General features: G+C 40.2%; 21 protein-coding genes. All 21 read right to left on the reverse strand.

The window, feature by feature from the left end; all coding sequences use genetic code 11:
* Nucleotides 1-657 (reverse strand): CoA transferase subunit A, encoded by a 657-nt coding sequence (locus AC0KUU_RS08460; RefSeq protein WP_043982486.1) that lies wholly within the window; start codon nucleotides 655-657, stop codon nucleotides 1-3.
* Between the two features lie 178 nt (nucleotides 658-835).
* Nucleotides 836-1165, reverse strand: coding sequence for a DUF3870 domain-containing protein (locus AC0KUU_RS08465; RefSeq protein ID WP_013057066.1), 330 nt, complete (start codon nucleotides 1163-1165; stop codon nucleotides 836-838).
* A 214-nt stretch (nucleotides 1166-1379) separates the two neighbouring features.
* Complete coding sequence (locus AC0KUU_RS08470; RefSeq protein ID WP_013083172.1) at nucleotides 1380-1628, reverse strand: ferredoxin; 249 nt, start codon at nucleotides 1626-1628, stop codon at nucleotides 1380-1382.
* 37 nt (nucleotides 1629-1665) lie between these two features.
* Nucleotides 1666-2550 (reverse strand): pyridoxal 5'-phosphate synthase lyase subunit PdxS, encoded by an 885-nt coding sequence (pdxS, locus tag AC0KUU_RS08475; protein ID WP_322552050.1) that lies wholly within the window; start codon nucleotides 2548-2550, stop codon nucleotides 1666-1668.
* A gap of 193 nt (nucleotides 2551-2743) precedes the next feature.
* Nucleotides 2744-3727: a quinone oxidoreductase family protein gene (locus AC0KUU_RS08480; protein WP_043982484.1), complete on the reverse strand. Its 984-nt coding sequence runs from the start codon at nucleotides 3725-3727 to the stop codon at nucleotides 2744-2746.
* 14 nt (nucleotides 3728-3741) lie between these two features.
* Nucleotides 3742-4515 (reverse strand): enoyl-CoA hydratase/isomerase family protein, encoded by a 774-nt coding sequence (locus AC0KUU_RS08485; protein ID WP_322552049.1) that lies wholly within the window; start codon nucleotides 4513-4515, stop codon nucleotides 3742-3744.
* Nucleotides 4516-4544: 29 nt separating this feature from the next.
* Nucleotides 4545-5306: an SDR family NAD(P)-dependent oxidoreductase gene (locus tag AC0KUU_RS08490; RefSeq protein ID WP_043982482.1), complete on the reverse strand. Its 762-nt coding sequence runs from the start codon at nucleotides 5304-5306 to the stop codon at nucleotides 4545-4547.
* 11 nt (nucleotides 5307-5317) lie between these two features.
* Nucleotides 5318-7096: an acyl-CoA dehydrogenase family protein gene (locus AC0KUU_RS08495; RefSeq protein WP_043982481.1), complete on the reverse strand. Its 1779-nt coding sequence runs from the start codon at nucleotides 7094-7096 to the stop codon at nucleotides 5318-5320.
* Nucleotides 7084-7827 carry a 2-phosphosulfolactate phosphatase gene (locus AC0KUU_RS08500; RefSeq protein ID WP_043982480.1) on the reverse strand — a complete coding sequence of 248 codons (744 nt, stop codon included), beginning with the start codon at nucleotides 7825-7827 and terminating at the stop codon, nucleotides 7084-7086. The genes AC0KUU_RS08495 and AC0KUU_RS08500 overlap by 13 nt, the downstream gene beginning before the upstream one ends.
* On the reverse strand, nucleotides 7824-8882 hold the full coding sequence (locus tag AC0KUU_RS08505; protein ID WP_237074910.1) for a phosphotransferase family protein: 1059 nt from the start codon (nucleotides 8880-8882) through the stop codon (nucleotides 7824-7826). The genes AC0KUU_RS08500 and AC0KUU_RS08505 overlap by 4 nt, the downstream gene beginning before the upstream one ends.
* A gap of 25 nt (nucleotides 8883-8907) precedes the next feature.
* On the reverse strand, nucleotides 8908-9309 hold the full coding sequence (locus AC0KUU_RS08510) for an acyl-CoA thioesterase (RefSeq protein ID WP_043982478.1): 402 nt from the start codon (nucleotides 9307-9309) through the stop codon (nucleotides 8908-8910).
* 14 nt (nucleotides 9310-9323) lie between these two features.
* Entirely contained in the window at nucleotides 9324-10106 is a 783-nt protein-coding gene (locus AC0KUU_RS08515) for an enoyl-CoA hydratase (protein WP_013083163.1), read from the reverse strand.
* The gene (locus AC0KUU_RS08520; protein WP_043982477.1) at nucleotides 10106-10987 is read right to left on the reverse strand and encodes a 3-hydroxyacyl-CoA dehydrogenase family protein; all 882 of its coding nucleotides are present in this window, start codon (nucleotides 10985-10987) and stop codon (nucleotides 10106-10108) included. Before AC0KUU_RS08520 ends, AC0KUU_RS08515 begins: the two co-directional genes overlap by 1 nt.
* Before the next feature lie 83 nt (nucleotides 10988-11070).
* A complete protein-coding gene (locus AC0KUU_RS08525) occupies nucleotides 11071-11634 on the reverse strand; it encodes a TetR/AcrR family transcriptional regulator (RefSeq protein ID WP_043982476.1) in 564 nt (187 codons plus the stop codon).
* Between the two features lie 90 nt (nucleotides 11635-11724).
* On the reverse strand, nucleotides 11725-13341 hold the full coding sequence (locus AC0KUU_RS08530) for a long-chain-fatty-acid--CoA ligase (protein ID WP_043982475.1): 1617 nt from the start codon (nucleotides 13339-13341) through the stop codon (nucleotides 11725-11727).
* Between the two features lie 19 nt (nucleotides 13342-13360).
* Entirely contained in the window at nucleotides 13361-14134 is a 774-nt protein-coding gene (locus tag AC0KUU_RS08535; RefSeq protein ID WP_043982473.1) for an SDR family oxidoreductase, read from the reverse strand.
* Nucleotides 14112-15356 (reverse strand): acyl-CoA dehydrogenase, encoded by a 1245-nt coding sequence (locus AC0KUU_RS08540; protein ID WP_043982472.1) that lies wholly within the window; start codon nucleotides 15354-15356, stop codon nucleotides 14112-14114. Before AC0KUU_RS08540 ends, AC0KUU_RS08535 begins: the two co-directional genes overlap by 23 nt.
* Nucleotides 15357-15507: 151 nt before the next feature.
* A complete protein-coding gene (locus tag AC0KUU_RS08545; protein WP_013057050.1) occupies nucleotides 15508-15771 on the reverse strand; it encodes a DUF1292 domain-containing protein in 264 nt (87 codons plus the stop codon).
* 86 nt (nucleotides 15772-15857) lie between these two features.
* The gene (locus tag AC0KUU_RS08550; RefSeq protein ID WP_043982471.1) at nucleotides 15858-17582 is read right to left on the reverse strand and encodes a PAS domain-containing sensor histidine kinase; all 1725 of its coding nucleotides are present in this window, start codon (nucleotides 17580-17582) and stop codon (nucleotides 15858-15860) included.
* A 161-nt stretch (nucleotides 17583-17743) separates the two neighbouring features.
* A complete protein-coding gene (locus tag AC0KUU_RS08555) occupies nucleotides 17744-18058 on the reverse strand; it encodes a YckD family protein (RefSeq protein ID WP_043982470.1) in 315 nt (104 codons plus the stop codon).
* A 73-nt stretch (nucleotides 18059-18131) separates the two neighbouring features.
* Nucleotides 18132-19250, reverse strand: coding sequence for an NAD(P)/FAD-dependent oxidoreductase (locus AC0KUU_RS08560; protein ID WP_043982469.1), 1119 nt, complete (start codon nucleotides 19248-19250; stop codon nucleotides 18132-18134).
* Between the last annotated feature and the right edge of the window lie 229 nt (nucleotides 19251-19479).

The raw sequence follows: 19479 nt of genomic DNA on the forward strand, positions 1-19479 counted from the left end.
TTATTGTTCTCCTTTCATTACGATATAAGTAACGTATAAATGAGGAGTTACAATTTCTTCAGGAGAAATCTGCCCAACTTCAACCACTTCTTCTACTTCAGCAATCACGATATCAGCAGCCGTTGCCATCATTGGATTAAAGTTTCTCGCTGATTTGCTGTAAATAAGATTTCCGAGTCGATCTGCTTTTTTAGCTTTTATTAGAGCTACATCTGCGTGCAGCGATTCTTGCAAAACATATTTCTTTCCTTTTAATACTCGTTCTTCTTTTCCTTCCGCAAGCTGAGTCCCTACGCTCACAGGCGTATAAAATCCTCCGATGCCTGCTCCTCCTGCCCTAATAGCCTCGGACATTGTTCCTTGCGGGATGAGCTCCACTTGGAGTTCTTGTTGTTGATAAGCGTGTACAACTTCAGGGTTGGAAGTAAAATAAGAACCTATGGCTTTTTTTACTTGTTTTTTTTGAACCAATACACCTAATCCTTTTCCAGGTTCACCGAGGTTATTACTAATAATCTCTAAATCTTTAAGGTTTGATTTGGCAATCGCTTCAATCAGACTAAGCGGGCTTCCAACGAGACCAAATCCACCTACCATAATGCGTGCGCCATCTGTTATTTTTTCTATTGCTTCTTCGCGCGTGATGATTTTGTTCATTTTGTTTCCTCCTTTTCTTTTTATATTTCACAGCGCTTTACGCGAAAAAAACCAAGCAGGATACAATGACTCCCCAAAGAAACAGGGATGTCCCCACTCTTTGTAAAGTGTGTGTATCTGCTTGGTTTTAATAAGACCATGAAAAGAGGTTGTCTTCTCACTTTATTCTAACCAAACGCTATGTAATTTTTTGATTCACATTATCCCAGTAACGTTGGATTGCAGCCTGAAGCGCTACGATAATCGCCTGTTGAGATGGAGCAAAATAATAATTTTGAATACGTTCAATAAGAGGTTCAATTCCATCTGCAAGGCAGTAACCAATAAGCAGCTTCCGGAAAAAATTTTGCGTCAGCTCCGTAATAAACGTAAACTCAGCATTTACAATTTTATGCTCTGTCAGATCCACTTCTAGTACAATTCCCGCATGCTTATACATTTCATACATGGAAGTTCCCTGTGGAGCTTTTGCATATCCTGTCACAATGACTGTATTCAGTATTTGCATGCCCCTTAATCTCCTTTTAAAAACTATTTAATTACTCCGCACTTTTACACTAATAATTCTGAAAGGTCAAATGAGATTAACTCATTTTCTTTTAGTCATGTAAGTGCTTTCATTTTTAAAAAGATATATTCTTACACAACTAATATTTCGCCTTTTCTAGACAAAATCCTTCTTTTCTTTTAAAAAAACTTTCTATTTTTTTATTTATTCGGCTTTATTGAAATTTATTCGAGTCTCCATCAAACTTTTCATCCGCTATACGGATGGACTCTGTTGGACAGCCTTCAAACGCATCTATTAAATCGTCTTCCAGCTCTTGGGGCACTTCAGCCGTGCCTTGATTATCATCAAGTATAACGAACGCAATTCCTTCATCATCATAATCATAAATATCAGGTGCCGCAGCTCCGCATGCACCGCACGCAATACACGTTTCTTTATCGACTATCGTATATTTCCCCATAATCATCCTCCTAACTAAGTTTAAAAGTTATTACTCATTACCAGCCGCGTTCTTGCATACGATTTTCTGGTAATAATGATGAAATTTCAATTCCTTTCATTGCACTTCCTAATCCTTTTGATAAGCTTGCAATCAGTTCATAGTCTTGATAATGCGTTGTTGCTTCCACGATTGCTCGCGCAAATTTTTCAGGGTTGTCTGATTTGAAAATTCCTGATCCAACAAACACGCCGTCTGCTCCAAGCTGCATCATTAACGCTGCATCCGCGGGTGTTGCTACGCCGCCTGCTGCAAAGTTTACAACCGGTAAACGGCCTTCATGTTTAATTTGCAGTAATAGCTCATAAGGCGCACCTAATAGTTTTGCTTCTGTCATTAACTCGTCTTCATCCATGCCTACAACTTTACGTACTTGAGCGTTTACTTGGCGCATATGACGCACTGCTTCGACGATGTTTCCTGTTCCTGGTTCGCCCTTTGTACGAAGCATTGCAGCTCCTTCAGCAATACGACGAGATGCTTCGCCAAGATCACGGCAACCGCACACAAATGGAACCGTAAATGTATTTTTATTTAAATGAAACTCCTCATCAGCTGGAGTCAACACTTCACTTTCATCGATGTAGTCTACACCCATCGCTTCTAGCACGCGTGCTTCAACAATATGGCCAATACGAGCTTTTGCCATAACTGGAATGGACACAGCATTCATCACTTCTTCAACAATTGTTGGGTCTGCCATACGAGACACGCCGCCTGCTGCACGGATATCAGCTGGAACACGCTCTAATGCCATAACGGCAACAGCGCCTGCTGCCTCTGCAATTTTTGCCTGTTCTGCATTGATCACGTCCATGATAACGCCGCCTTTTTGCATTTCTGCCATTCCCCGCTTCACGCGGTCCGTTCCATTTCTCACCATATTCATTTCCTCCTTTATATGTTCAAACACTTATTATGCAACTTCCATGCCAGTGTTAAAATATAGAAGAAATTAGTAAAAAACATTGATTTTTATGCCAAATTATTAAGCGATTTTTAAAAAATTGGCAGGTGAAAGCCAATTTTTTAAACCAAAACAGCTCCCATCCCTATTAGAGACGGAAGCTGTTTTGTTAAGGAACTAACACTAATTTTCCGGTCGTTTTTCTTCCTTGAAGCAGACGATGTACATCTGCCGCTTCATCAAGTGAAAATGTGCCGCCCAGCATTAATTTTAACTGACCGGCATTTACGTAGTTTAATAGCTCATGCAGGCTTTGCTGATAAAGTATTGGTTTTGCCATCATTTGAGGTAAGAAAAAGCCTAGAACCGATTGGTTTTTTTCCATCAGGCGGGCGGGGTTAAATTTTACAGGTTTTCCGCTAGCCATTCCGTAAAAAACGAGGCGCCCAAATGGTGCAAGACATTGAAGAGATTCATAGAATATATGCCCTCCTACCATTTCTAAAATAATATCGGCTCCTTTTCCTCCCGTCACTTCTAAAATTTGTTTTTCCCAGCCTGTTTCTGTATAGTTAATTGCTTCGTCAGCTCCGAGATTTTTTGCAAGCTCAAGCTTTTCTTTGGAGCTCGCTGTAGCAATAACTTTTCCAGCTCCAAAAATTTTGGCAAGCTGAACAGCTAAGGTTCCAACACCGCCTGCTGCCGCATGAACGATGACGGTTTCTCCTTTTTCAAGGCGACCCATTGTTTTTAAAATATGATAAGCCGTGAGTCCTTGAAGAGGCAAAGCAACCGCTTGTGTTAAATCCACATTCTCCGGCAACGGAATAAGGCCTCTTGAATCTGCCAGCGTGTACTCAGCGTATCCTGTTGCTCGATTAGATCCTAGCAGCGTCACGACTTTTGTACCTACTTTTATCTCTTTTACATCCTCGCCTACTTCAACCACTTCGCCCGCAACTTCAGAGCCAGGGATAAAAGGCAGCGGTGTTTCGACTACGTATGCTCCTTCACGCCGTGCAGCGTCGGCGTAATTAACACCGATTGCCGCAACTTTAATGAGCACATCTTTCTTTTTTGGTACAGGGCGTGCAATATCGATAACTTGAAGAACATCAGGTCCTCCGTACTGCGTAAATTGAATGGCTTTCATCTTATATCCCCCTCTTATTTCCCTTGAAATAGTGGCTTTCTTTTTTCTTTAAACGCAGATATTCCTTCTTGATGATCTCTTGTTTCTACCATAAGAACTTGCGTTAGTCTTTCTTGTTCAAGGACTTGTTCTAATGTTAAATGAAAGGAATCGTTGACAATTTTTTTCATTTTCCCATACGCTTTGGTTGGTCCTTGTGATAAGCGACTTGCAAAGGATGTGACCTCATCTTTCAGCTGATTTAACGGTACTACACGGTTTAAAAAACCAGCTTTGTAAGCCGTGTCGGCATCCATAGGCTCTCCTAAAAATAATAGTTCCTTCGCTCTATGGGGACCAACGACCTTTGTAAGAAAGTAAAGGCCTCCTCCGTCTGAAATCAATCCAACTTGAGAAAAGCTTAATACGAATCGACTTTCTTCTGACGCAATGATAAAGTCAGAAGCGAGAGCTAAATTAAAAGCCGCTCCTGCTGCAAATCCATGAACTGCTGAAATAATTGGCTTCTCTAGATTTTGCATCGCTAAAATACATTCATTTAAACGGCCGATATGTTCATAAACATCAGATCCGGATGCTTGGCCCATCGTTTTTACATCCCCTCCGGCAGAAAACGAGCGCCCTGCTCCATTTAATATAACCACTTTAATAGACTCATCGCTTTGCGCCTGTTTTATTTCAGCTGTTAACTTTTCAATCATTTCCTCACTGAATGCATTTAAACGATCCGGCCGATTTAACGTTAAAGATAAAATAGCCCCGTGCTTTTCTACTAATAAATCACTCATAATTCAGATTCCCTCCTCTTTACTTTGCATTAAACGATAAGCCACCCGCCGTCTACTAATAAATCACTTCCTGTCATATAAGAGGCCTCTTTAGACGCTGCAAAAGCAATAACGTTTGCAATTTCATCTGGTTTACCTACACGTTTTAAAACCGTATTGTTTTCGATTGCCTTAGTGAAGCGCTCATTTTCAAGTCCAGGCTGCGTTAAAGGTGTTTCTACGAATCCAGGAGACACAGAGTTTACTCTGACTCCGTGAGGTGCTAACTCAAACGCCATTGCTTTTGTAAAGTTAATTAAAGCAGCTTTAGCAGCGCTGTAGTGAGGAATTTGTGCCCCGGCTTTATGTCCTGAAAGAGAAGCGATGTTAACAATAGATCGATTTCCTCCTATTTCTTCAGTTAAAAAAGGAATCAAATGTTTTGTGACAAGAAATACGCTTGTTAAATTGACGTCCTGCACGTGTTTCCACTGTTCAAGCGTTGTTTCTTTGATTGTTGAATTAACTGATCCGCCTGCGTTATTAATTAATAAATGAATTTGCCCGTACTTTTCTTTTATAAACTCAGCCAACTCTTTGACGTCTTCTTCTTTCGTTACATCAGCTGGAAAAATATCCGTGCATTTTCGTTCACACCGTGTGTCAATAGCCGATGCAGCCTGTACTAGCTTTTCTTTCGTTCGCCCGACAAGAATGACGCGAGCTCCTTCTTTCGCCATTCTCTGAGCGGTCGCTTCTCCAATGCCGCTTCCAGCTCCTGTAATAACAGCTATTTGCCCTTCAAAACGCATAATATTCCTCCTTATACAACATATCGCCCGCTGTCGATAAATTCACGGGCGATGTCTCGATTGCGCGTGAACTCTCCTTCACTTTGCAAATCATTCATCCATTTTCCAAGAATTGTGCGGTACTGCCGGTGTTTTTCACCCGTTAACATCCCGTTTATTAATTGTCGAGCCTGCTTTTCAATTTCAAAGAGCGTTTCACTAACAACCGTTGCTGACAGCTTGCTTTTTAACTTTTCTTTTTCTTCTCCATTTTTGTTCACGGCTTTTTCCGCGCGCAGCACAGATGACTCCATAGCGAATAGCCCAATAGCAATTTCTGCGAGCTTCATCAGCGTTTCTTGTTCTTGTGCTAGATTGGCGTTAAACGTTTGGAATGCTGTTCCTAACAAAGCAAGAAATAAATGTCTTGTGGTAATAACCGCCTGCTTTTCTCTTGCTAGAAGTTCATTTGAAGATATTTCCCACTGACCGCTCATCAATTCACTAACAGCATGTTCTACTTGTTTGCTCAGCTCTATTTCTCCTTTGTCTGCTTTTTTTAGAAGCTGAGTTGGAAGCAAAAGGCGATTGATTTCATTTGTACCTTCAAAAATACGATTGATGCGTGAGTCACGATATACTTGTTCTATTTTATATTCTTGAATAAACCCCGCGCCGCCATGAAGCTGCAGCGATTCATCGGCAATTAAATCAAGAGTTTCCGACCCGTACACTTTACAAACTGAACATTCCATTGCAAATTCAGCCAGCTGTTTAGCTACTAACTTATGATTTTCACTTTCATATAAGCCACCAAGCGCCTCTTCTAGTAAACCGGCTGTACGGTACTGAATAGATTCAGATGCAAAAATACGAGCCGCCATTTTTGCTATTTTTTCTTTTGAAGCATTAAATTCCGCAATAGCTGTTTTAAACTGCTTGCGTTCTTTTGTATAAGCTAAAGCAAGCTCAAACGCATATTTCGCTGCGCCCATACATGCAGAACCTAAGTTAAAACGTCCGAGGTTTAAGACGTTCAACGCAATCAAGTGACCTTTTCCTACTTGTCCAAGTACGTTTTCTACGGGTACTAAACAATCTTCATAAATAACTGGACGAGTAGACGACCCTTTGATTCCCATTTTCTTTTCTTCTGGCCCGAGAGACAGTCCTTCAAAACCTTTTTCTACAATAAAAGCGGTAAAATGTTCACCTTCTACTTTTGCATACGTGATGAACGTATCTGAAAAGGCTGCATTGGTAATGTACTGCTTCGTTCCATTTAATACATAATGCGTTTTTTCAGGATTTAATACGGCTTTTGTTTGGGCTGCAAGAGCATCAGAACCTGCTTCTGGCTCTGTCAAACAGTAGGCCCCAATATATTCGCCGCTTGCCAATTTAGGCAAGTATTTTTCTTTTTGCTTCTTGGTGCCAAAATACGTAATAGGAAGTGTCGCAATGCATGTATGATTAGAATGAGCGACTCCATATCCGCTTGTCCGGCCAATGATTTCACCTACAAGTCCTTTGCTTACTTTATCAAGACCTAGTCCTCCATATGCTTCTGGAATACTGTGAGCAAGAAGTCCAAGCTCGCCTGCTTTATGCATCAATTCTACTACTTTATTAAAATCCTGCTGCTCAATGTCATTATGGTAAGGGTCTACTTCTTTTTCAATAAACTGCTTTGCTGTCTGAGCAATCATACGGTGCTCATCCGTTAAGTCTTCGGGTGTATAAACGTGATGCGTAGATGTTTTTTTCAGTAAAAATGATCCGCCTTTTGCTTCTGTTTTCATTTCAGACATATCGTTTCCTCCCCGTTTACTAGCTTTTTTTTCACTACCTTAGGAACTACGGGATAGACGTTTTTCCGGCTTACAAAGCCAATTTCGTCTAGAAACCCATACTGAGTGAGCATTTCTCCTATGGCTGAGCACTTCAATATTTCAACAGGTGAATGCTCATAAGCCTCATACAAAAGCAGTGCGGCTTTTGCAGCATCCGTCAAATGAAATGTTTTTAGTTGCAGCAGACAGCTTACAAAATACCCCGCTCCATACAAATCTTCTAGACAGAAGCGATCGGATGAACCTGAACAAACCAATAAAACAGTTTCATCTTGACCTTGCTGACAAACAGCACTGGCAACCGCTTCTCCGTTTAAAAGCGAAGCTGTATATACATGGTTTGCTTTTTCAGCGTTATGAATGGCTACGGTTCCGTTAGTCGTGGACAAAATAACCGTTTTATTTTGAACATGCTCCTTTAACGTGCTGGGATTCGGATCAAAAAAGCCTTCAATCGTTTTCCCTCTATATTCGCCTACAAGCGCAATATCATCAGGCTTGTACGTTTTTGCTTTTTCACGCGCTTCTTCTTCGTTTTTTACTGGAATAACTTCTATTGCTCCTTGCTGTAAAGCAGCCGCAATTGTTGACGTAGCCAATAAGACGTCAAATATAACAACCGTTTTTCCTTCTAGCTTTTTGGCAAGAAGCTCTTCTTTTTTGAGTATTACGTGAATTTTCCCTTTCATATATGTCCTCGTTCTGTGTGCAGAGCATGAATAATTAGTGTTTTTACATAATCTCCAAATTGTGAAAACCGTTTATCATTTGTTTGGCCTTTTTTATAACGGTAATAAATTTGCTGACAAATGACAGCAAGCTTGAAGTACGCAAATTTTAGGTAAAAGTCAATGTGTGAAACATCCCGTCCGCTTTTTTTAGCGTATGCTTCTACAAAATCTCGACGGGAATAAAAACTTTTTTGCACAGTAACAGGTGGATTTCCGAGTCCTCTTTTCAAAAGTTCAGGATCGCTGTCTTCCATCCAGTAGCTCAGCGCCACTCCCAAATCAGCAAGCGGGTCTCCAACGGTTGTCATTTCCCAGTCAAATAATCCTACAATTTTATTTCCATCCGGTGAAAATAACGTATTGTTAAGCTTGTAATCATAGTGAATAATGGTCGAATGCTGTGTAGTCGGGATGTGTGTGGTCAACCATTTTTTTAGGGCTTCTACTTCCGGTATGTCACTTGTTTTTGATTTTTCATAACGATGAATCCAGCCGTGTACCTGACGTTCTAAAAATCCTTCGGGCTTGCTGATTTTTTCAAGAAGCGTGCCTTTATAAGGAACATCATGAAGTTTAACAAGGACATCCACCATTTGTTCTGAAATACAACGGCAAAGTTCGTCAGTTCCTTTCATGTCTTCTGGAAACGCTGTGTCGATGAGAACACCGTGCTTTCTCTCCATTAAAAAAAAGGATTTCCCAACCACCGTCTCATCTTCACAAAACACATACGGTCTAGGAGCGAGAGGGAAAGACTTCGATAAAACAGATAAAATCTTGTATTCTCTTTGCATGTCATGCGCTTTTGGCGCAACTGGCCCAAAGGGAGGGCGTCTCAACACCGCCTCCCACTCTCCGACTGAAAGAGCGTAGGTTAAATTGGACGCACCTGATCCAAATTGCTTGATTAAAAGAGGCTCTTTAGGTAAATCAGGAATCGAAACACGGAGAAACTGATGCAGTTTTTCCGTGTTTAATTCCTCTCCTTTTCGTACAGGAATGATTTGTGACATTCTTTTACCACCTGCTTTTTTATAGTTAAACAGCTACTTTATAATTCATCAAAAACTGCTTAATGTCCGCTGGAATAGACACGCTTTTTTGTGCATCAAAATCAAAGTACACGATGACAGCTTCTCCTTTAGCAATCAGCGATCCCGTCTTGCTGTCGGTAATTTCATGACCAATTGTAAAGCTTTTATTGCCGACATTAGATACAAAGGTTTTAATTATTAGCACTTGATTAAAATAACCTTGCGCAACAAAATCACATTTAGTAGACGCTAAAATATACTCCCACTTTTTTGTATGCATGGATGCTCCCATTTCTTCAAAAAAAGCAATACGCGCCTCTTCTAAATAAATGAAATAGCTCGTATTGTTAATGTGACCGAGTGCGTCTGTTTCGCAAAAGCGCACTTTGACCTGTGTTTCATACATAATCTTCTCCTCCTTTACTTATGTGAAAAAACAGCGGGACGCTTTTCAATAAATGCTGATACTCCTTCTTTAATATCTTCTGTTTGAAAGACTTCTTCAAACAGCTCTGCCTCAAGTTCAAGACCTTCAGATAATGTACGATTCATTCCTTCGTTTACCGCTGTCTTAATTCGAGAAAGTGACGGAAGAGAGTGACGGTTAAATTTCTTAGCCAGCTCTTTTGCTTTTTCGAGCCCTTTTCCTTTAGGCGTTATATGATTGGCAAAGCCTGCATGAAGCGCTTCTTCTGCAGAAACAGGACTGCCGGCAAACATCCACTCTTTAGCTTTAGAAACGCCGATTACGCGTGGAAGACGCTGAGTTCCGCCGCCTCCAGGAAACAATCCGAGCTTCACTTCCGGAAGACCTATTTGAGCATGTTCTTCGGCAATGCGTATATCAGCGGTTAGTGAAAGTTCGCATCCTCCTCCAAACGTTAAACCGTTTAACACGACAATTGTTGGTTTTTCAATGTTTTCAAGTTTTTGCAAAACACGATGGGTTTTCATAAACTCTTCTTTAATGCCGCTTTGCCCCATTAACTGAGGAAACTCTTTAATATCAGCTCCAGCCATAAACGCCCGGTCGCCCGCTCCTGTTAAAATGATTGTAATGACATCAGGATCTTTACTAAGTTCTTCATACGTTTCTTCAAGCTGCTGCACAACAGTCTGGCTCATTACATTTAAAGGCGGGTTATCAATGGTTACAATTGCCGTTTTCTCCTCTTTTTCAACACGTACAAATTTTTTCATCATTACTTCACTCCTTGTGTGTGGTATGTGTAAAAACCTTTTCCTGTTTTACGTCCAAGCTCGCCTTTTTGAACTTTTTCTTCAATACACGCAGCTGGCTTGTCCTCTGGATCCCCCGTTTCGCTATAGCGCTGCTGCATCACAAAATATCCGACGTCAATTCCCGAGAGATCCATCAATTCAAAAGGACCGATCGGGTGATTGAGCGCTTTTTTGCAAATCGTATCAATGTCTTCAAAATCTGCGTATCCATTTTCATAAAGGAAAACGGCTTCTTTTTGCAACGCTCCTAAAATTCGATTAGCAATAAAACCTGAGATTTCTTTTTTCAGAAGGACTGCTGTGCGATTAATTTGCTTGCAAACGTCCATTGTCGTTTGAGCTGTTTTTTCACTTGTCTTTTCACTCATGACAACTTCTACGCAGTCCATTACAAGGGGAGGGAAAAAGAAATGCATGTTAACGATTTGATCTGGACGGTTTGTTGCACTTGCAATAAGCGAGTTAACAATTGTTGAACTATTCGATGCTAAAATGGCGTGACTTGGTGCGTACTCATCTATTTCTTTAAAGACACTTTGTTTTACATCTAACTTTTCTACCACAGCTTCAATTACAAAATCAGCATTTGAAACCGCTTCCTTTAATGTGTTTGTAAAAGACAATCTTTGGAATGCGGCTTCCTTAGCCTCAGAAGAGATTTTTCCTTTATGAACCCACTTGCCTATAATTGCTTCCAGCTTGTCTTTTGCATCAATGAGTGATTGTTCATTCATATCTTGAATAATTGTTTCATATCCTCCGAGTGCACAAAGCATACCGATTTGATGTCCCATTTGTCCTGCTCCAATAACAGCAATACGCTGTATATCTTTACTATTCATGTTATAACCTCCTTTTAATATAAAAGGAGAGAAAGAGCTTATACTTTCCCGCCTTTTACGAGCACTGTCTAGCCCAGCAGCTACTATGACTCAATACCTTTCATCAGCATCTTATAAAAAATAGCCGCAACTTCTCGATCTGTCTTTTCACCATTTGGCTGAAACCAAAAATAGCTCCAATTTGTCATTCCTAATATGCCTAGCGTGACGATATCTGAAGGCAAATCTGAACGGAACTGCCCTGCTTCCATGCCTTTTTCAATAATTTCCTGTACGTTTTCTTTAAAACGATCGCGCTTTGGAATGATTTGTTCTAAGTGTTCTTCACTCAAATGACGCATCTCTCGAAAAAACACTTTAGCTCGAAGACCTTCTTTCTCAATATCATGAACAAGTTTAAAAATAATGCTGTGAAGCTTTTCTGGATAAGATGTTGTCTTATCTGCAAGAATCGTCTCTTGGTTTTCTATTAATCTTTCAATATATTGAAGGTGAATATCCATTAAAAGCTCTTGTTTGCTTTTAAAATAATAATAAAACGTTCCTTTTGTGACGTTTAATTCATTTACAATATCTTGAATCGACGTTTCTTTGAAACCTTTTTGAGCAAAAAGCTGAATGCTTCGTTCCATCATCAAATCTTTCATCGTCAAACCCTCTCTGTCTTTTCTCATTTTCACAAATTATACCATGGCTTAGAGGGAGCTTTTGAAAAAGTTTGTTTATGTTCAGCTTATTTACGTCGTTTCTTTCACCACTTCTTCTCGTAGTGCCCGTCGCAAAATTTTTCCTACATTGGTCTTAGGAAGCTCAGCGCGAAACTCAAAGATTCGCGGGATTTTATAAGCTGCAAGGTGCTGTCGACAATAAGAAGTGAGCTCTTCTTCGGAAAGAGATTTCCCTTCTTTCACTACCAAAATCGCTTTAATGGTTTCTCCTCTGTAAGGATGTGGCACACCAATTACAACGGCTTCTTTAATGTGGCTGTGTTCGTATAAAACTTCTTCAATATCTCGAGGGTACACATTAAAACCACTCGCAATAATCATATCTTTTTTGCGATCAACAATGGATAAATACCCGTCTTCATCTATCTGCCCAATATCTCCTGTGTACAGCCAGCCGTTTCTAAGCGCGTGAGCCGTCTCTTCAGGTTGATTCCAATAGCCCTTCATAACTTGAGGGCCTTTAATTACTATTTCTCCAAGCTCTCCTCTTGGCAGTTCTTTTGTTCCTGTAGCCACATCAACAATTTTATAAGCAGTTTGCGGAACGCCAAGTCCGACTGTACCTGGCTTTCTCTCACAAAACGGCAGGTTGCAGTGCGTCACAGGAGATGCTTCTGATAACCCGTATCCTTCTAACACTTTAGCGCCCGTTTTTCGTTCGAACTCTTTCATCAGCTCAACAGGCATCGGCGCACTGCCGCTGTTGCAGATGCGAATACTTTCGATGTTGTATTCTTCTGCCTGAGGATGATTGGTAATAGCAACATACATAGTTGGCACGCCAGGAAAAATACTAGGCTGCTCTTTTTTTATTGTATTTAGTACTTCTTCCAAATCAAACCGCGGCAATAGCAATATTTCATTTCCGCAAAGAATTGATAAATGCATACAGGAAGTCATGCCAAATACGTGAAACAATGGAATAACGGTTAAGCATTTTTCTTTTCCTAATTCAATATCATGCTTAAATATTTCGTATGATTGAACTGCGTTTGTATAAATGTTTGTATGTGTAAGCATCGCACCTTTAGATGGTCCGGTCGTTCCTCCCGTATACTGAAGAACAGCAATATCGTGTGATGGATGGATAACCGGCTGGTTAAATTCATATTTTATGGTTAAAAAATCTAGGAAGGAAAGGTCTGGTGATGCAGGAACAAAAGGTTTTTGCAAGCTGACGGTTATCGCTTCTTCTATATCAACGCGGTTTCTTATTTCTTGAAGTCTCGTATAAAAATCATCGAGTATAATGATTTTTTTTGCCCCGGAATCGTTTAAAATATGCTCTAGCTCTTGTTCGACAAGCATAGGATTGACCTGAGTAACAATGCCGCCCGCTGCTACAATGCCAAAATAGCTTATTATATATTGCGGACAGTTTGGCAGCATAATCGCTACACGATCTCCTTTTTTAATCCCTTTTTTCTGCAGTGCTCCTGCAAATACCCGAACTGAGTGATACAGCTCCTGGTACGTTAACGTATGCTGATACATGCGCGTTGCTGTGTGAGCAGGATAACGTTCGGCTGTTTCTTTCAGCATATCAAATAGTGAAATATCTTCGATGTGAATGTCATGAGTGTAGGCTTCTGGATAAGGTGTAAACCATTTTTTAACGTCTTCCATCAAGTTACTCCTTTCTTATTCACATAGCATGAACTCCACCGTCTACTGTCAGAACATCTCCCGTAATATAATTAGACGCTGCAGAAGCAAGAAAAACAGCTGCCCCTTTCAAATCGGCTTCGGAGCCAAAGCGTTTTAAAGGAGTTTGACTTAGAAAATAATCTTTGCCTTGTTCCATAATCGCACCTGACATTTTAGTAGGGAAAAATCCAGGCGCAATCGCATTAACTTGAATATTATGCTGTCCCCATTTGACGGCTAAATCTTTCGTAAACGTAATGACCGCTCCTTTACTCGTGTTGTACCCGATTGTATCCATGTACTGAGGATCTGTTCCTCCAAGACCGGCAATTGAAGCAATGTTAATAATCTTGCCAGCTTTTTGTTTAATCATTTCTTTTCCAGCTTCTTGGGACATTAAAAACGTTCCTGTAACATTAATATTCATCACTTTTTGCCAAGCTTCAAGAGGCATTTCTTCAACCGGAGCACCCCACGTAGCTCCGCTGTTATTAATTAAGATATCAATACGTCCAAATGTTTCAATTGTTTGGTGCACGACATTTTTAATATCTTCAGGCTGACTGATGTCGCAAGTTAAGGCGAGCGTTTTTACATCGAGGCGGGCCAATCGATCGGCCACTTGCTGACATGCTTCTTTTTTTCTCGAACATAGAACAATATTTGCCCCTGCCTCTGCAAGCCCTTCTGCCATTTGTTCTCCTAATCCTCTGCCTCCGCCGGTAATAATAGCTGTTTTCCCAGTTAAATCAAACAAATCCTTTATGTGCATAGGTTGCCTCCCTTTCTTGATAGGGTTTTAGCTCAAGTCTTGCAAGCTGTGCTTTGTGCACTTCGTCTGGACCATCAGCGAGGCGAAGAGTGCGAGCATTTGCCCAAAGTGCCGCAAGCGGCGTGTCTTCTGAAACACCTGCTGCTCCAAATGCTTGAATAGCGCGATCAATGACTTTTAAAGCCATAGCAGGAGCCATTACTTTAATCATAGCAATTTCTTTCCGCGCTTTTTTATTTCCAACTGTGTCCATCATATAAGCAGCTTTTAATGTTAATAAGCGAGCTTGCTCAATTTCAATACGCGATTCTGCCACCCATTCTTGAATAACCCCTTGCTGAGAAAGCAACTTATTAAACGTAGAACGGCTTTGAATACGCTTACATAATTCTTCAAGCGCTCTTTCCGCTGCTCCTATTAAACGCATGCAGTGATGAATACGTCCAGGCCCCAATCTGCCTTGAGCAATAGCAAACCCTTTTCCTTCGCCTAAAAGCATATTAGACGCTGGCACACGCACATTGTCATAATGAATTTCAGCATGTCCATGAGGAGCGTGATCGTATCCAAAGACTGGCAGCATTCGTTCAATTTTAACTCCTGGCGTATTTAAAGGAACTAGAATCATAGACTGCTGTTCATATTTAGATGCGTTAAAATCGCTTTTTCCCATGACAATAGCAATTTTGCAGCGAGGATCTCCCGCACCTGAAGACCACCATTTTCTTCCGTTGATCACATATTCATCGCCTTCTCTTACAATACTGCACTGAATGTTTGTGGCATCAGAAGAACCTACATCCGGTTCTGTCATAGAAAAGCAGGAGCGAATGTCTCCATTTAACAGCGGCTTTAGCCATTTTTCTTTTTGTTCGGACGTTCCGTATCGAACCAGTACTTCCATATTGCCGGTGTCAGGAGCTCCGCAGTTAAAAGCTTCTGGTCCAATAATAGAACGGCCCATAATTTCGCAAAGAGGGGCATATTCGACATTTGTTAGACCCGCTCCGTATTCGCTTTCTGGCAAAAATAAGTTCCATAATCCAGCTTGCTTTGCTTTTTCTTTTAACTCTTCCATGATCGGAGGAACAGCTGACCATCTAGATGGCTGTTCATTCAGCTGTTGTTCGTATAGCCGTTCATTTGGGTAAACATGCTCTTCCATAAAAGAGCTCAATTCTTCTTGCAGCTTCACTACTTTGTCAGAGTAAGAAAAATACACGGTAGTCCCTCGCTTTCATTTACTTACTAACCGGTTGGTATGTTACATATTCATCATAAATGAAGGGAAATAATTCAGCAAGGTATTTTTAGAAAAATTCTAAATATTATATTATTTAAAAATAAAAAAAGAGAGGTTTTAACCTCTCTTTTTACGCGGATGTCATTTCCTCAAATACGGCTGATACCTTTTCAAATTCATCGTCATCTTCAATTGAAGACCATTCACCATCATCTTCAATTTTCAAAAAGAAAACATCAATTTCTTCTTCTGTTTCAATTAAAACTTCTTCAACAAACGCAACAGCAATATAATCGTGCCCTTCAATCGTCATTTTTCCAAGCACTTCAATATCTTGCTCTTGATCATTTTCGTCTAAAATTGTAAAAATCTCTCCCGTTTCAATGCGTTCCATCTTATTCCCTCCTATTTTAACCTCATTATTCGTTCACTAACATGTATTCCCCTTTAGAAAAGGTTTCATGCTTATAAAAGTAGAATCTATTTTTTAAAAGGCAAAAGAATGTCTACGGTAGTTCCTTTTCCAAGTTCACTTACAAAGTTAATTTCTCCTCTATGTTCTCGAATGATCTTATAGCACACCATCAGTCCAAGCCCCGTTCCTTTCTCTTTGGTACTATAAAAAGGTTTTCCTAAATGCTGCATTCTTTCCTGCGTGATGCCTGGCCCCTCGTCGCTAAACCGGATAACAAGGTTCTCCTGATTAAATCTTTTTAATTGAATCGTTACGGTTCCTCCACTTGGCATAGATTCGACTGCATTTTTAAATATATTGCTAAACACCTGTTTCAACTGATTTTCTTCGCATAATACGAGAGGAAGATGAAGATCAATTTCTTTTTTTACGTGAATTTTCTCTGTAATCCCCTGCACCTCAGCTAGCTTTAAAGTATTCTCTAAAATATCTTGGACATGTTTGTCTTTGTAGGTTTTCGCCTGAGGCTTTGCAAGACTCAAGAACTCATCGGTAATCAATTCAATTCTATCTAACTCACGATTTATCATTTCTACATAGTAAGGCTGACCGCTCGTTTCTCTTAATAACTGCATAAATCCTTTTACCGCCGTCAGAGGGTTTCGAATTTCGTGAGCTATACCAGCCGCTAACTGTCCGACTAAGGAAAGCTGAGCGGATTCACGCAGCAATTTTTCAGTTTTTTTACGTTCTGTAATATCACGAAACAAAACTTGAATGGCCTGCTTTCCCATATAGGGAATAGGAAAGGCAATGGTTTCGGCATCAATCGTATGACCGTCTTTATGAATAAACTTTTCTTCCTGTAGGTCTACAGATTTATTTTCTGTTTTCATTCGATAAATTCGCTGTTTTACCACATCATAGTAATCAGGGTGAACAAACTGATAAACACAAGCTCCTAATACGTCTTGAGGACTTTTGTATCCTAGCGCTTTGGCTCCTGAAGGGTTGATGTAATCAATTTTCCCTTCACTATGAACGATAATCGCTTCCGGCGATAACTCAATCAAGCTTCGGTAACGTTCTTCGCTTTCTTTTAAAGCCGTTTCAGCCTGCTTGCGTGATGTTATATCTCGATAGACAAAAGCAATGCATAGCGGCCAATCATTCATATTTTCAACGCGGAAGAGTGTGACGCTTACATTAATTAAATGACCGTCTTTATGCTGTCTGACCGTCTCAAATTCCGTTTTCGATTCACCTGATTGAATGGTCTTATGAAGTTCGCACACTGGCTCCTTTAAAAACGAAGGTATAATCGGAAGAGGCTTTTGATGAATTTCTTCAAACGTCCAGCCAAATGTATTCTCAAACGCAGGGTTCACTTGAAGCGTTTTCCCTTCTAAGTCAACGACAGCAACAGCATCTGCGTTATGATAAATAAAAGGCTGAACCTGTTCTTTTTTCTCCTGATAACTAGTTATATTCACGCAATGTCCCATAATTTCAGGCTTTTCTGTGTAAGATAAAGGGGTTAAGTTTACTACATAGCGTTTATCATTTATTTGAAGCTCGTACATAAGCTTTTTCTTTTTGTTTAGTGCTTCGAAAAAATGCTCATACGAGACCCATTCTTCTAGAGGTATTTTTTGGTCATGAACGCTTTCACCTTGATACATACTGTAAACAAGATGGTCATCTTTTTGTTTGTAAGCAAATATGATTCCTAGCGCCTCAGCTGAATGATTTTCTGCATGTAATCGGACTATTTTTTTATTTTTGTTCATCGTTCATATTTACCTACCCCTCACTAACATCTTTCCTACTCGTTCTCATTCTCTTAATTTTACATGAGGATTTTAGAATTTACTAGATAAAGAAGCGGATATTTTCCATTCATTCACATAAAAAAAACGCCTGTAAAGGCGCTTTTTTATGTGAATAGGAATTACTTTGAATGATGCATTTTATGACAGTGTCGCTTTGGCACAAAACCATTTTGCTCCATATGCTGATAGCGATTTTCCATATGTGAAGAAATGTTTTGACTCTCCGTTTTGCTTAGCACGCCGTACTCCACATATTTTGAAAGTATTTCTTTCTTTTTTGCTAGCATTTCTTTGTACAGCACGGACAGTTCCTGCTTTTGCTCAGACGTCAACTGCACGTCTTTTGTTTCTGGCTGAGGATTATTTTCCGCTAATACAGGCGTCGCGCTCATAAATAAAAAAGCTGCTGCTGCACTTATCATAATCTTTCGCAAACAATCTACTTCCTTTCATCATATAGTAGTTATAGTTTGCGAACTTCTATTTGTTTTCATTCATTCTGTTTGCTTAAGACTCGATAGCTCCTCCTACATCATAGTCGCTAAGATCAATTTCCATTTCCATTTCAAGTGCTAATTTAGCAAGCTCTGAACCAAGATAAGGACCCGACGTTAAGCCTGAAGCTCCGAGACCATTCGCTACTAGTATTCCTTCGTAAGCCGGAAGAGCTCCAATGACTGGCAAGAATCCTGGAGTAAATGGTCGAAACCCTACCCTTGTTTCTAAGACTGTGCTTTCTGTTAAGCCGGGAGCAATTGATAAGGCCTTTGAAAAAATCTCATGCATCCCCCCAGCAGTTACTCTCAAATCATAGCCCGTGTCGTTTTCATGTGTTGCTCCAATGACAATTTGACCTTGTTCAAATGAAAGAATATATTGATCGCTTGGAGGCATCACAACGGGCCAGTCTTTTGTATCTACATCAGGGAGATGCAAGTGGACAATTTGCGCTTTTTGAAAGCTTGCTAAAAATTTCACTCCAAGAGGCTCTAGTAATTGATTTGCCCACGCTCCTGCCGTTACGATTGTTGTACTTGCTAGAAGGGTTTGTCCATTTACGGAAACGCCCGTTACTTGATTATTTTCATAAAGTAGTTCTGCGTTTCCTTCTATTATTTTTGCACCGTTTTTCTTCGCTGCATTCACAAGTGCGTTTCGAAGAGCTCTTCCGTTAACGCGAGCGGCTCCACTAATATGAACTGAACTGTATTCTTCCGAAAGAACCGGAAACAAAGCCTGTGTTTCTTTAGCGGATAAACGTGTAATCTCGCCTATTTCAGGAGCTTCTTCCCGACGCTTATATGCTCTTTCTTCCATTTTTTTAAGTTTTTGCTCATCAGTATGTAAGCTAATTGCTCCTACTCGCTTATATCCCGTATCCGTTTCTCCATCTTCTTCTAATTGCTGAATTAATGTTTGATAGTACTTAGCGCCGCCTTTTGCTAAGCGGTACCATGCTTTATTTCGACGCTGCGAAAGCCATGGGCAAACAATTCCTGCTGCTGCATCAGTAGCTTGACCTGCATCCTTGCGATCTATCAATGTCACATCTGCTCCTGCTTTTGCTAAATGATATGCTGTAGAAGCTCCAAGTACCCCAGCTCCAACTACGATGTATGTTTTCATACCAAAACACCCTTTTCTTTCTTCTAATATTCTCATGCTATATGTACGCAACTTTAGCATAGCAAAAAAAGAAGTCACATACTAGGCGAAGCTATCTTGAGCTTATTTTTGAATCTTGCTGACTTTGACATATAGCTCCTTTCATTGTAAACAAAAGCGCAATAAGTTCTTTTACGGGAATTATGGTGAGCTGAAGCAAACCACAAATAGTGATCACCCATATTTAACA

The sequence above is a fragment of the Priestia sp. ST2 genome (assembly GCF_055810735.1).